The organism is Bacillus sp. AFS098217, assembly GCF_002551815.1.
Classification (GTDB): domain Bacteria; phylum Bacillota; class Bacilli; order Bacillales; family Bacillaceae_G; genus Bacillus_A.
The window spans coordinates 119,738-133,073 of record NZ_NVPR01000016.1 but is presented as its reverse complement, the minus strand read 5'-3'; the positions used below and the strand labels follow the sequence as shown (position 1 = coordinate 133,073).

General features: G+C 38.0%; 11 protein-coding genes. 1 reads left to right on the top strand and 10 read right to left on the bottom strand.

Annotated elements, in window-relative coordinates; all coding sequences use genetic code 11:
* Nucleotide 1: 1 nt before the first annotated feature.
* The 10 genes from rsmB to COO03_RS03555 form a co-directional block, all read right to left on the bottom strand.
* Nucleotides 2-1,336: a 16S rRNA (cytosine(967)-C(5))-methyltransferase RsmB gene (rsmB, locus tag COO03_RS03600; protein WP_097895157.1), complete on the bottom strand. Its 1,335-nt coding sequence runs from the start codon at nucleotides 1,334-1,336 to the stop codon at nucleotides 2-4.
* On the bottom strand, nucleotides 1,333-2,277 hold the full coding sequence (gene fmt / locus COO03_RS03595) for a methionyl-tRNA formyltransferase (RefSeq protein ID WP_097895155.1): 945 nt from the start codon (nucleotides 2,275-2,277) through the stop codon (nucleotides 1,333-1,335). Before fmt ends, rsmB begins: the two co-directional genes overlap by 4 nt.
* 16 nt (nucleotides 2,278-2,293) lie before the next feature.
* Complete coding sequence (gene def / locus COO03_RS03590; protein ID WP_097895153.1) at nucleotides 2,294-2,770, bottom strand: peptide deformylase; 477 nt, start codon at nucleotides 2,768-2,770, stop codon at nucleotides 2,294-2,296.
* 11 nt (nucleotides 2,771-2,781) lie between these two features.
* Nucleotides 2,782-5,187 (bottom strand): primosomal protein N', encoded by a 2,406-nt coding sequence (gene priA, locus COO03_RS03585; protein ID WP_097895151.1) that lies wholly within the window; start codon nucleotides 5,185-5,187, stop codon nucleotides 2,782-2,784.
* Nucleotides 5,184-6,389, bottom strand: a complete 1,206-nt coding sequence (gene coaBC, locus COO03_RS03580; RefSeq protein ID WP_097895149.1) for a bifunctional phosphopantothenoylcysteine decarboxylase/phosphopantothenate--cysteine ligase CoaBC — start codon at nucleotides 6,387-6,389, stop codon at nucleotides 5,184-5,186. The genes priA and coaBC overlap by 4 nt, the downstream gene beginning before the upstream one ends.
* 200 nt (nucleotides 6,390-6,589) lie before the next feature.
* Nucleotides 6,590-6,802: a DNA-directed RNA polymerase subunit omega gene (gene rpoZ, locus COO03_RS03575; RefSeq protein ID WP_097895147.1), complete on the bottom strand. Its 213-nt coding sequence runs from the start codon at nucleotides 6,800-6,802 to the stop codon at nucleotides 6,590-6,592.
* Nucleotide 6,803: 1 nt separating this feature from the next.
* Entirely contained in the window at nucleotides 6,804-7,421 is a 618-nt protein-coding gene (gene gmk / locus COO03_RS03570) for a guanylate kinase (protein WP_097895145.1), read from the bottom strand.
* A 13-nt stretch (nucleotides 7,422-7,434) separates the two neighbouring features.
* On the bottom strand, nucleotides 7,435-7,698 hold the full coding sequence (gene remA / locus COO03_RS03565; RefSeq protein WP_001251456.1) for an extracellular matrix/biofilm regulator RemA: 264 nt from the start codon (nucleotides 7,696-7,698) through the stop codon (nucleotides 7,435-7,437).
* A 67-nt stretch (nucleotides 7,699-7,765) separates the two neighbouring features.
* A complete protein-coding gene (locus tag COO03_RS03560) occupies nucleotides 7,766-8,641 on the bottom strand; it encodes a YicC/YloC family endoribonuclease (RefSeq protein ID WP_097895143.1) in 876 nt (291 codons plus the stop codon).
* A gap of 99 nt (nucleotides 8,642-8,740) precedes the next feature.
* Nucleotides 8,741-11,464 carry a calcium-translocating P-type ATPase, SERCA-type gene (locus COO03_RS03555; protein WP_097895141.1) on the bottom strand — a complete coding sequence of 908 codons (2,724 nt, stop codon included), beginning with the start codon at nucleotides 11,462-11,464 and terminating at the stop codon, nucleotides 8,741-8,743.
* A 104-nt stretch (nucleotides 11,465-11,568) separates the two neighbouring features.
* Between COO03_RS03555 and COO03_RS03550 the strand changes: the two genes are divergently transcribed.
* Nucleotides 11,569-13,278: an Rqc2 family fibronectin-binding protein gene (locus COO03_RS03550; RefSeq protein WP_097895140.1), complete on the top strand. Its 1,710-nt coding sequence runs from the start codon at nucleotides 11,569-11,571 to the stop codon at nucleotides 13,276-13,278.
* Nucleotides 13,279-13,336: the final 58 nt, after the last annotated feature.

Below are 13,336 nucleotides of genomic sequence, written 5' to 3'. Positions count from 1 at the left end.
GCTACACCTTCCTTCTTAAACAAGCAATATAAAATCCATCTGTTGCAAAATAATGCGGTAAAATTTGTACTTGTCCCTCATTTATATAAGGACGTAGTTTTTCCGGCATACGCTCTTTTATCGTCGTATCCCATTCAAATTCAGGATGCTCTTGTAAAAATTGCTCTATCACTTGTTCATTCTCTATTTTTTCAATTGTACACGTACTATAAACAAGGCGCCCACCTGCTTTTAATAGGGGTGCAATTTTGTCTAGTATCGTTAGCTGGATTGTCGATAGTCTTTCACTATCGCCCTTTCCTTTACCTAATTTAATATCAGGTTTACGTCTGATAACACCAAATCCAGAACATGGTGCATCTACTAATATTTTATCAAAGCTTTCGTTTGCAAAATGCTCTTGGACTTTTCTTGCATCTAGTGCCTTTGTTTCAACATTTTCTAAATCAAGACGCTTTGCTTGTTGCTGAATTAAACGAACTTTATGCGGATGCAAATCAAGAGACATTACTTTGCCCGTTCCTCTTAAACGCTCTGCAATATGTGTTGTTTTCCCACCAGGTGCTGCACAGCTATCAAGAACTTTATCTCCTTCTTCCGGTTCTAAAGCTCGGGCAACAAGCATAGAGCTTTCATCTTGAATCGAAAGAAATCCTTTTTGGAACGCCTCTGTATGCGCAACATTTCCTTTTTCAATTTGAATAGCATCCTCTGATAAATCACCAAGTTTTGCCTCTACGCCTTCATTTTCTAGCAAAGCAATCGCTTCTTTGACCGTTACTTTATCAACGTTCACACGCGCTGCCGAAACAGGTGGAATCATGCTTACTTCACACATTTTTTGAGCGGTTTCCAGATCATACGCTGTTACCCATTCTTGTACAAGCCATTCTGGGTGACTTGTTGCAACAGCTAATCGTTTTACAGGATCTTGTATCTCGTCTAAAGACGGAACACCTTCACGCTGAATCGAACGCAGTACTCCGTTTACCATTCCTGCAATGCCTTTATGACCACGACGTTTTGCAATCTCAACAGCTTCATGAATTGCAGCTCTTTCTGGAACACGATCTAAATATAGCATTTGATATAAAGATAAGCGAAGCAATACTTTTACCCATGCCTCTATCTTTTTTCTTAAAAATGGTTGTAAATAATAATCGAGCGTGTCACGACGTTGAATCGTTCCATACACAATTTCAGTTAACAAGCCAATATCTTTTCTATCAATCGCACTTTTTTCAATCAAATTATTTAAAAGTAGGTTGCTATAAGCACCACTTTTCTCCACTTGCATTAAGCCATCAAGAGCTAACTCACGAACATTTTGTCTCATGCGTCTTCTCCTAACTTTGTACCAATTTCAGGTTTTGTTCCACGTAAAAATTGTGAACAGCTCATACGCTTTTTACCAGATGGTTGCAACTCAGTAATTTTAACACCCGTTTCATTTCCTGTTGCTACAATGAAACCCTCTTCTTCAATTGCCACAATTGCGCCTGGCTCGGCCTTAGCTGTTACAGGAACCTTTTCTCCCCACCATACTTTTACAACTTGTCCCGCTAAAGTCGTGTAAGCAACCGGCCATGGGTTTAAACCGCGAATGTGATTGTATACTTCTTCGCCCGTTTTCGTCCAATCAATTTTTTCTTGCTCACGCTTAATGTTGTAGGCAAATGTAGCTTCAGCTTCATTTTGTTTAATTGGTTCTAATTTCCCTTGGATTAATAGCGGAACCGTTTTGGATAATAAATGTGCCCCCGCTTCGCTTAGTTTATCGAATAATGAACCTGTTGTTTCACGTTCTTCAATTTCCACTTCTACTTGCGTTAAAATATCACCAGCATCTAATTTTTCAACCATATACATAATTGTGATGCCTGTTTTTTCTTTACCTTGCATAATCGCGTAATGAATTGGCGCACCACCACGAAGTTCTGGAAGTAATGAAGCATGGACATTAATACATCCGTACTTCGGTGCTTCTAAAATTTCATTTGGTACAATTTGTCCGAACGCAGCTGTCACAATTAAATCCGGTTCTAGTGCCAACACTTTTTCATACTCATCTTTTTCGCGAATTTTTAACGGCTGTAACACCGGAATACCATGTTTTTCTGCTTCCACCTTAACAGGTGTTGGTGTCATAACCTTTTTTCTACCCACTGGACGATCTGGCTGCGTTACAACACCAATCACATCATATCCATCCTCAATAAGACGACGAAGCACCGGTACAGAAAAGTCCGGTGTTCCCATAAATACTACTTTCACCATTCAAAAATCGCTCCTTTTACATCTCTTCTAATTCATTTTCCTCATAATATCTCGTCACTTTGGATGTAAATAGTACACCGTGTAAATGATCGATTTCATGTTGAATTGCACGTGCTAAAAAATCATCCGCTTCTAATAAAAATATTTTACCACGGCGGTTTTGCGCGCGTACTTTGATATACTCCGCACGCTCCACTTCACCATAAAGTCCCGGAAAGCTTAAGCAGCCTTCGGGACCTACTTGTTCACCACGTTTTTCTAAAATAACTGGGTTAATGAGTTCAATCTTACCAGTATCATCACCGATATCAACAACTGCTACTTGCAAACTCACACCGACTTGCGGCGCAGCTAAACCAACACCATCTGCAACTAACATTGTTTCGTACATATCTTTTAACAACTTTACTAACTTTTTATCAAAGTGAATTACCCGTTCACATGGAGCTTCTAACACTTCATTTGGATGCTTTACAATTTCTAAAACTGTCATAATTCCCTCCGCTACATTAACATTGTTGGATTAAAATCAATTGAGATTTGTAGCTCTTTTTGCATTTCTGCTTGATAATGTTCATTTACCATTTTGAGCACGTACTTTAAGTTTGGTTCCCGTTTGTATTTTATCACGCATTGGTAACGATATCTATCTTTTATCCTTGGAATTGCTGAAGCAACTGGCCCTAACACCATTGATTGCTTTGAACAATGTGTTCGTAAATACCCAACAATTTTCTCCGTTACTTGCACTGCTTTTAATAATTCCGGATGTGATACAGTTACAAGCGCAACGTAGTAGTACGGTGGATATTGCCTCATTTTCCTCATCTGCATTTCGTGTTCAAAAAATACATCATACTGCTGATTTTTTGCTAACTCTACACTGTAGTGTTCTGGTGTATACGTTTGAATAACCACTTCTCCTGGTAATTCATGTCGTCCTGCTCTTCCACTCACTTGCGTCAATAACTGATATGTTTTTTCACTTGCTCGAAAATCTGGTAAATGAAGCATCGTATCGGCTGTTAAGACACCAACAAGCGTAACTTTTGGAAAATCGAGTCCTTTGGCAATCATTTGTGTACCCAGTAAGATATCTGCCTTCTCCTCACCGAACGCTTTTAATAACTTTTCGTGCATTCCTTTACGACTTGTCGTGTCAACATCCATTCGGATAACTCGAGCCTCAGGAAATAACTTCGTAATTTCTTCTTCCACCTTTTGCGTCCCTGTACCAAAGAAACGAATATACAAACTATTACAAGCAGGACAAGCAGTTGGCATATTCTCCTCATAACCACAATAATGGCATTTCAAACGATGATTCATTTTGTGATAGGTCAGTGATATATCACAATGCGGGCATTGCACCACATAACCACAATCGCGGCACATAACAAATGTAGAATGACCTCTTCGGTTTAAAAAGAGAACCATTTGCTCTTTCTTCTCTAACCGATCCGCTATTTTCTCATGAAGTAATGTAGAAAACATCGAACGATTTCCCTCGCGAAGCTCCTCACGCATATCAACAATTTCTACTGTCGGCAACGCTTGTTCATTCATACGCTTCTGCATCGTCAATAACTCATAGACACCTTTCTTCGCTCTAGCAAATGATTCAAGCGTTGGTGTGGCACTACCAAGTACAATTGGACAATTATGATATTGTCCTCTCCAAACTGCAACATCCCTGGCATGGTATCTTGGATTATCTTCTTGTTTATAACTGGATTCATGTTCTTCATCAATAATAATAATTCCTAAATTTTCAAAAGGGGCAAAAATGGCAGAACGTGCGCCAACTACAACTTTTACTTCTTTTCGCAAAATCTTCCGCCATTCATCGTATTTTTCCCCAACAGAAAGCGCACTATGAAGAACGGCAACTTGCGAACCAAATCGCCCTTTAAAACGATCTACCATTTGCGGTGTTAATGCAATTTCAGGAACAAGCACAATCGCTTCTTTCCCTTTTTTTAATACCGCGGCAATCGATTGTAAATACACTTCTGTTTTACCACTTCCTGTAACACCATATAGCAAAAATGGATTGTAAGTTTCGTTTGCAATCGATGACAAAATTGGTGTAATCACTTGGTTTTGTTCATCCGTAAGCGGGAATGGTTTTGTCTGTTCAAAATCTTCATCGTCATACGGATTACGATATACTTCCACATATTTCTCCGAAAGCAAGCCTTTTTTGACAAGAGACTTTATCGGCGCATCTGTCATTTGCAATTCTTCTGTTAATGTTTTTGATGGCACGCTATGATAATTTTCCACAAAGTAATATAGTACATCTTGCTGTTTTTTGCTTTTTAGCTCAAATGCTGCTGCCTCTAATTTTCCCTCTGGTAACTCGGGCTGAATCACTCTTTGCTTCTTCTTTTGTACTTTATCCTTTACTTTATAGATAACTTCAATCGTACCATTTGTGATTTCTTTTTGAACCATACGATATAGATGTGGATGCGTGGCAATCTCTTCCCAATCTACTGCTTCTTTCCCTTGAAATAAATTACAGATTTCCGGGGCTGCCTCTTCTGGTTTAAGAAGTTGTAGCCGCTTTTTATAAGTCGCTTTTATCGCGGTTGGAAGCATAACTTGAAAAGCTGAAATCGTATAACATAGCGTTTCATTTGTTAGCCAAAAACCAAGTTTCAATAGTTCCTCATTTAAAACTGGCGTGACATCCAATATTTCATGCAATGCTTTTAATTTCTTACTTTCCACATCTACCGAATCTTTTATTTCAATAATAAATCCCTGTAATTTTCGTGGACCAAATGGAACGACGACACGCATACCCTTTTGTACGATATCTTCCCATTTTTTAGGAATGATATAATCAAATGGTCTATCGGTTTGACGTGCTGGTACATCAACAATCACACTTGCAAATTTCATACACGATCCTCTTCTAACATCGCTTCGATTTGCATTAATATTTCACGAGCTACTTCTTTCTTTGCTAAAAATGGTAACTCAATCACTTCTCCATCTTTTCTATACATTGTTACAATATTTGTATCCGTACCAAATCCTGCCCCTTGCGCTTTCACATCATTCGCAACAATCATATCGGCATTTTTTTCACGTAATTTTTTCGTTGCATATTCTTCTACGTTTGTTGTTTCAGCAGCAAAACCTACAAGCAACTGATGTTCCTTTTTCTCACCTAATGTTTTCAAAATATCAGTCGTTCTCTCTAGTTCAATCACTGCATCGCCAATTTTCTTTTTCATTTTATGATCATATACAATTTTTGGGCGATAATCTGCGACAGCAGCTGTTTTAATAACAACATCTATAGAAGCATACTGCTGAAGAACAGCTTCTAACATATCTTGTGCAGATTGTACTTGTACAGTTGTTACATTTATAGGCGGCGTTAATGCTGTTGGTCCTGAAACAAGTATTACATCCGCCCCTAAATTCGCTGCAACTTCTGCTAGAGCATACCCCATTTTCCCAGAAGAGAAATTTGTCATAAAACGAACTGGATCAATCTTTTCACGAGTTGGTCCAGCTGTTACTAATATCTTTTTTCCTAGTAATGGTTTTTTTTCTGAAAAAGCCTCTTCTAGTCTAGCAATGATCGTTTCCGGTTCTTCCAGTCGCCCTTTTGCAACATACCCACATGCTAAAAAGCCTTCTCCAGGCTCAATAAATGTATATCCTAATGTTTTTAATGTCATCATATTCTTTTGAACAATTTTATTTTCATACATATGCACATTCATAGCAGGTGCAATCCATACTGGTGCTGTAGTAGCTAACAATGTCGTTGAAATCATATCATCAGCAATACCATTTGCTAACTTTCCAATACAATTCGCTGTAGCCGGAGCAACAAGTACAACATCTGCCCAATCTGCTAAATCAATATGAGCGATAACTGCCGAATCTTTTTCATCAAACGTATCTGTGTATACATCATGGCGAGAAAGCGCTTGAAATGTAAGAGGTGTAACAAACTTCATCGCCGATTCACTCATCATTACTTTTACAAGTGCCCCCGCTTGTGTCAACTTACTTGTTAACGCAGCCGCTTTAAAAACAGCAATGCCTCCTGTTACACATAGAAGTATCTTTTTCCCTTTTAGCATATGACTCGTCCTCTTTCTTTTTCAAACTTGTTTTGCTGAAATGGAATGATTCCAGCTCGTCAGTGCCAGCATTTCATTAAATCTTTATCTTATTTCTTTTTAGCTCTATCGTAAAAAAATAACAACCTACTTGTAAATAGGTTGTTACCGTTACATAGAAAATTATAAAGTCTATGTTTTCTTTTGTCGAAAAGAACGTCTTACTCAGATATTTTCTCTTCGCTTGGTACATAGCTTAATGCTTCTGTATCAATTTCTTCCAATGCTTTACCCACACATTTATGAGAAACAGGATTTTCAATAACACAATTGTTAGCAAGTTGCATTTCACGAGCACGTTTTGCCGCTACCGTTACCAATGTATATTTAGAATCGATTTTTTTTAGTAATGAGTCAATTGATGGATTTAACATATTATATACCCTCCGTCATTTCCTTATAATATTTTGCTACTCTTTCGCGGCGGCAATGTTCACCAACCACAATTGCTTTAATGCGTTCACAAGCCATTTCTACTTTATCGTTTTCTACAACATAGTCATAAGCGTCCATCATCTCGATTTCTTCTTTCGCCACAGTTAAACGATTTTCAATAACCTCTTCAGTCTCTGTACCACGACCTACGATTCGGTTCTTTAATTCTGATAGGCTTGGAGGAGCTAGGAAGATAAATACACCCTCTGGGAAAGCTTTCTTCACTTGAATTGCTCCTTGCACTTCAATTTCTAAGAACACATCTTTTCCTTCTTGCAATGTCTTTTCAACATAGTCAATTGGTGTTCCATAGTAGTTTCCAACGAACTCCGCCCACTCAAGTAGCTTTTCGTTACGAATCATTTCTTCAAACTCTTCTCTCTCTTTAAAGAAATAATCCACACCGTCCACTTCGCCTTCACGCGGCTTACGTGTTGTCACTGAAATAGAATATTGAAATTTTGTATCTTCATGGCTGAACAACTCTTTTCGAACTGTCCCTTTTCCAACGCCAGAAGGTCCTGAAAGAACGATGAGCAACCCTCTTCTACTTCTCATAAATATGTAAAACCTACCCTTCCTCACTTAAATCTTCTTTATTATTCAAACGATGTGCAATCGTCTCTGGCTGAATTGGACTTAATACAACATGCCCATCATCCATAACAATAACCGCCCTTGTTTTTCTCCCATACGTAGCATCAAGTAACGCATTATGTTCACGCGCTTCCTGTACCGTTCGTTTGATAGGAGCTGACTCCGGACTTACAATAGCAATAATTCGATGAGCAGATACAATATTCCCGTATCCAATGTTTAAAAACCGCATGGCCATAGTTTGCGCCTCCTAGTAAGTCTATCCGATTTCTCCATCACGTATAACTCTATATATTTTTTGACAGCTACTCAATATTTTGTACCTGTTCACGAATTTTTTCAAGGTTATTTTTCATTTCTACAACATATTTTGAAATTGTTAAGTCATTTGCCTTAGAACCAATCGTATTAATTTCACGATGCATCTCCTGTACGATGAAGTCCATTTTTCTCCCAACAGGCTCTGTAATCTCAAGTGCTTCATGAAATTGATCTAAATGACTTTGCAAACGAACTAATTCTTCATGAATATCACAACGCTCTGCAAACATTGCTACTTCTGTCAACAATCGTTGTTCATCTAAATCCTGATTATGTAATTCCTTCAAGCGATTTTCCAATCGTTCACGATATTTTTGAATTACAATTGGAGCATGCGGGATAATCGCATTTACACAATTGTGAATTTCTTGTAAACGATATGCTATATCTTTATGTAATCGTTCTCCTTCGCCATCTCTCATCGTTTTTAACATACAAGCAGCCTGGCGAACAGCCTCATATAAACTTTGTTCAAATTGTTCATTTACATTTTCCATTTCCTCAATTGCCGTTACTTCTGGCATTCCCATTAGTTGTTGAAGTGTAATGGAATCTTGTAATTGAAACTTTGTTTTTACGTCTTCCATAATGGATTTATATTGCTTGAGAAGCGACCAATTTACACTTAATTTTCTTTCGACAAGTCCTTCCCCTGTAATGCTAACGGACACTTCAATACGTCCGCGGCGAACTTGTTCTGCGATGATCTTACGAATTTTGTCTTCAAAAACCATCATTTGTTTCGGAAGTCGAATGTTCATCTCTAAAAAACGATGGTTCACTGACTTCATTTCTACTGTAATTTGAAAAGCATCGTTTTCTACCTTCGATCTTCCAAATCCTGTCATACTAGAAATCATCTTTATCACATCCACGCCATGAAATAACTCAATGAAAAAGGTAATAGAGATGCAACTCTACTACCTTTTGTAAATTATATCACATTTTCATATCATTGACTATTTCAAGTTTATCCCTTTCTTATACAACAAAGGCTTTTTCTTTTTCTCCTTTTTCCCTGTCAGTAAGGAACCAACTAACAAGAATGTTGGAATGGAGGATAAACCTACAATTAATAACCAATCTCTCGCCTGAATCGGCAGTGTACTAAATATCGGTTGTAATGGTGGATAATAAATCACCACAAGCATCAACAATATGGAAATGATCACCGCTCCAACTAAATACATGTTACCAAATGGATTCCGATGGAATACAGAATGTTCACTACGACAGTCGAATACATGGATAAGCTGCGCTAACACCAGTGTTGCAAACGCTACTGTTTGTGCATATTTCAATTCATTCGGATGTTGATTATACGCAATAATAAATGCAAGTAAGGTTACTGTACCAATCAAAAAGCCTCGACTTACAATCTTCCAAGCAAGTCCTCTAGCAAATACCCCTTCTTTCGGATGTCGTGGCTTTCTTTTCATTACATCTCCCTCAGCTGCATCTAATCCTAATGCCATTGCTGGTAATCCATCCGTTACTAAATTTACCCATAAAATTTGAATTGGAACCATCGGAAGCGGTAGTGCCAGCATCATTGCAAATAACATAACTAAAATCTCTCCGACGTTGGATGCTAATAAATACCGAATGAATTTCCGAATATTTTCATATATATTTCGGCCCTCTTTAATTGCAGATTTAATCGTAGCAAAGTTATCATCTAACAATACAAGAGAGGAAGCTTCTTTGGCTACATCCGTCCCTGTAATCCCCATCGCTATCCCAATATCGGCTGTTTTAATAGCAGGAGCATCATTCACTCCATCACCTGTCATCGCTACAATATGATCTTTATTTTGAAGAGATTTTACAATTTTTAATTTATGTTCAGGGGATACACGTGCAAATACATAGGTGTCTTCTACAATATCCTCTAGTTCATCTACAGACATATTTGCTAATTCCACACCTTCTACAACGCGCCCATTCGGCGGCAAAATTCCTAACTGCTCTGCGATAGCCATTGCCGTTACTTTATGATCTCCCGTAATCATTACCGTTTTAATACCTGCTTCTTTGCACTCTTGTACAGCCTGTTTCACTTCTGGTCTTGGTGGATCTATCATTCCTTGGATTCCAACAAGCATAAAATCTCTTTCTACTTCTCGTTCATGTTCAATTGAATCTGTTACTTTTAACGGCTTAAACGCAACTGCAATTGTTCTGAGTGCCTGACTGCCAAGGCTATGGATAGCTGCCTGTACTTCTTTTCGGTACAGTTCACTTAAAGGCTGCTGTTTATTTCCCCATAAAATGGTTTGGCTCATTTGTAACAAAACATCTGGTGCACCTTTTGTAACAACAAATTTTTTACCATCGCGATCACGAACAATAACACTCATCATTTTACGCGTGGAATCAAAAGGAAATTCATGAATAATTTCAAATTTCCCCTTTAGTGCTTCACGTGATATTCCCGCTTTCATTGCTGCTGCAACGAGTGCACCTTCTGTAGGATCCCCATCTAACACATACGTTTTTTTCTTTTTAATAATATTAGCATGATTACATAGACATCCAAATGTTAATAATTGATAAAGCGATTTAGTAGCTGCTGGATCAATATTCTTTTCCTCCTTCATAAAAGATCCAGTTGGCTCATACCCTTGACCTGTTACCTTCCATAATTCACCGCCTGACCACATATGTGTCACCATCATTTTATTTTGCGTCATCGTTCCTGTTTTATCTGAACAGATAACCGAAGCGCACCCTAGCGTTTCTACAGCTGGCAATTTCCGTACAATCGCTCTCTTCTTAATCATACGCTGTACACCAAGTGATAAAGCAACTGTAACAATAGCTGGCAACCCTTCTGGAATTGCCGCAACCGCAAGCGAAACACCAGCTAAAAACATATGGTACACTTCATTACCTTGATATACACCAGCTAATACAACAAGTGCTGTTAAAATAAGAGCGACAACGATTAAGATTTTTCCAAGTTGTTCTAGCCTTCTTTGCAGCGGTGTTTCCATCTGCTCTGCATTTTGCAGCAGATTTGCAATCTGTCCCATAGCCGTATTCATCCCTGTAGCTACTACTACTCCGGCCCCGGAACCCCGTGTTATCATCGTCCCCATAAATGCCATATTTTTTTGATCACCAATCGCAACATTTTGACCGCCTAATGCTTCCACTTTCTTTTGAACAGGTACAGATTCTCCCGTTAAAGCCGATTCCTCGATATATAAACTCGATGCTTCAACAAGACGAATATCAGCACCAATACGGTCGCCGCTAGAAAATTTAATGATATCCCCAAGGACAAGTGCTTTAGATGGTATTTTCATCCATTTTCCATTTCGTAAAACCGTTACTTGCGGGGCAGCTAATTCTTTCAAAGCTTCCAATGATTTTTCTGCTTTTCTTTCTTGAAAAAAGCCAAGAACACCATTGATAATAACAATTGCGACAATTGCAATCGAATCAATATACTCTCCTAAAAAAGCTGAAATGATTGTCGCACCAAACAAAACAAGTACCATAAAATCTTTAAACTGCGCCAAAAATACAAGGAGTGCAGAAGGCCTTTTTGCTTCCTGTAACTCATTTGGACCAAGCTTCTTTAATCGTCCTTCTGCCTCTTGCTCTGAAAGTCCTATTTTCACATTCGTATTCGTTCTTTCCTCCACTTCATGCGCACGCATCTCATACCAATTCATCTCGCTATCGACCTCCTGATTGCAGACATACTCTAATGAAAGCTTATTCAGCCTCGTCCAAAAAAATGCTATAATTAACTTTTAGTTAGAAAGGAGTGTTCATAATGGCATTCGATGGATTATTTACAAGAGCGATTACACATGAAATTGCAAATTCTCTTCAAACAGGAAGAATTTCAAAAATATATCAACCCTCAAAATATGAAATTTTATTACATATTCGAGCAAACGGAAAAAATCAAAAACTGATTCTTTCAGCACATCCTACATATGCACGTGTGCATCTTACCAACCAAAGTTATGATTCACCCGCCATCCCCCCAATGTTTTGTATGCTACTTCGCAAACATTTAGAAGGTGGATTTATTGAAAATATTGAACAAATCGATTTAGAGCGTATTATTCAAATTACGATCCGGAGTCGTAATGAAATTGGAGATGAATCATTAAAAACATTAGTAATTGAAATAATGGGGCGCCACAGCAACATCATTTTAGTAGATGCAAAAACAAATGTTATTTTAGATAGCTTGAAACATGTTTCTTTGGCAGTAAATCGCCATCGTACTGTATATGCTGGTGCAGAATATGTTGCACCACCAGCACAGCATAAAATCAACCCACTGCAGATTGAAACAGAAGCTGGGTTTATTAGACCGCTAGACTTTTTATCGGGAAATATGGATAAGCAACTTGTAGGAGCGTTTATGGGAATTTCTCCACTATTTGCAAAAGAAGTTGTAAAAAAAGCGGGTCTAGTAAATGAAAATGCATTATCAGCAGCATTTTTCTCATTACAAAAACCACTGCAGGTGCATCAATATACACCAACGATGATAACAGCGAATGGGAAAGAATTCTTTTATCTCTTCCCTCTCACTCACTTAAAAGGTGATGAGAAAGCATTTCCATCCGTTAGCGAATTATTGGATCGTTTCTTCTTTGGAAAAGCAGAACGTGATCGTGTCAAACAACAAGCTCACGATTTAGAACGATTTATGCACAATGAAAAAACAAAGAACGAAAAAAAATTAATTAAACTAGAAAAAACATTACAGGACGCTGGAAAAGCGGGTAAATATCAATTATTCGGTGAGCTCCTTACAGCTAACATGTATGCATTAAAAAAAGGTGACAACGAAATTGAAGTTGTTAACTACTATGATGAAAATGGTGGAACTGTAAAAATCACGTTAGATCCACTAAAAACACCGTCAGAAAATGCACAACGTTATTTTCAAAAGTACCAAAAAGCCAAAAATTCTGTCGCAATTGTGGAAGAACAAATTGAAAAAACGAATGAAGAAATCCTTTACTTTGATAGCCTCCTTCAACAAATGGAAGCTGCTTCTGCAAAAGATATTGAAGAGATTCGCGAAGAATTAGCTGAAGAAGGTTATATACGCAACCGTAAAGCGAAAAACGCAAAGAAAAAACCGACAAAGCCAGTATTAGATAAATATATCGCTAGCGATGGAACAGAAATTTTAGTTGGCAAAAATAATAAGCAAAACGACTATTTAACAACTAAATTTGCACGCCGTGATGAAATTTGGTTACATACGAAAGACATACCTGGATCTCACGTTGTTATCCGCTCTGTGGAACCTGCTGAGGAAACTTTATTAGAGGCTGCCAAACTTGCTGCTTATTACAGTAAAGCAAAGGAGTCTAGTTCTGTCCCGGTCGATTTTACAAAGATCCGTCATGTCAAAAAACCGAGCGGTGCCAAACTTGGATTTGTTACATATGATAATCAACAAACATTGTATGTAACGCCAGATGCTGATACAGTGATGAAATTAAAAGCTTAAAACGTAATAAAGAGGTAATCACGATTCATTGGATATCGTGATTACCTCTTTTTACGTA

Coding starts and splice junctions, on each gene's coding strand:
- rsmB (WP_097895157.1), bottom strand. CDS start 1,336: ATGAGACAAAATGTTCGTGAGTTAGCTCTTGATGGCTTAATGCAAGTG.
- fmt (WP_097895155.1), bottom strand. CDS start 2,277: ATGGTGAAAGTAGTATTTATGGGAACACCGGACTTTTCTGTACCGGTG.
- def (WP_097895153.1), bottom strand. CDS start 2,770: ATGACAGTTTTAGAAATTGTAAAGCATCCAAATGAAGTGTTAGAAGCT.
- priA (WP_097895151.1), bottom strand. CDS start 5,187: ATGAAATTTGCAAGTGTGATTGTTGATGTACCAGCACGTCAAACCGAT.
- coaBC (WP_097895149.1), bottom strand. CDS start 6,389: ATGCTAAAAGGGAAAAAGATACTTCTATGTGTAACAGGAGGCATTGCT.
- rpoZ (WP_097895147.1), bottom strand. CDS start 6,802: ATGTTAAATCCATCAATTGACTCATTACTAAAAAAAATCGATTCTAAA.
- gmk (WP_097895145.1), bottom strand. CDS start 7,421: ATGAGAAGTAGAAGAGGGTTGCTCATCGTTCTTTCAGGACCTTCTGGC.
- remA (WP_001251456.1), bottom strand. CDS start 7,698: ATGGCCATGCGGTTTTTAAACATTGGATACGGGAATATTGTATCTGCT.
- COO03_RS03560 (WP_097895143.1), bottom strand. CDS start 8,641: ATGATTTCTAGTATGACAGGATTTGGAAGATCGAAGGTAGAAAACGAT.
- COO03_RS03555 (WP_097895141.1), bottom strand. CDS start 11,464: ATGAATTGGTATGAGATGCGTGCGCATGAAGTGGAGGAAAGAACGAAT.
- COO03_RS03550 (WP_097895140.1), top strand. CDS start 11,569: ATGGCATTCGATGGATTATTTACAAGAGCGATTACACATGAAATTGCA.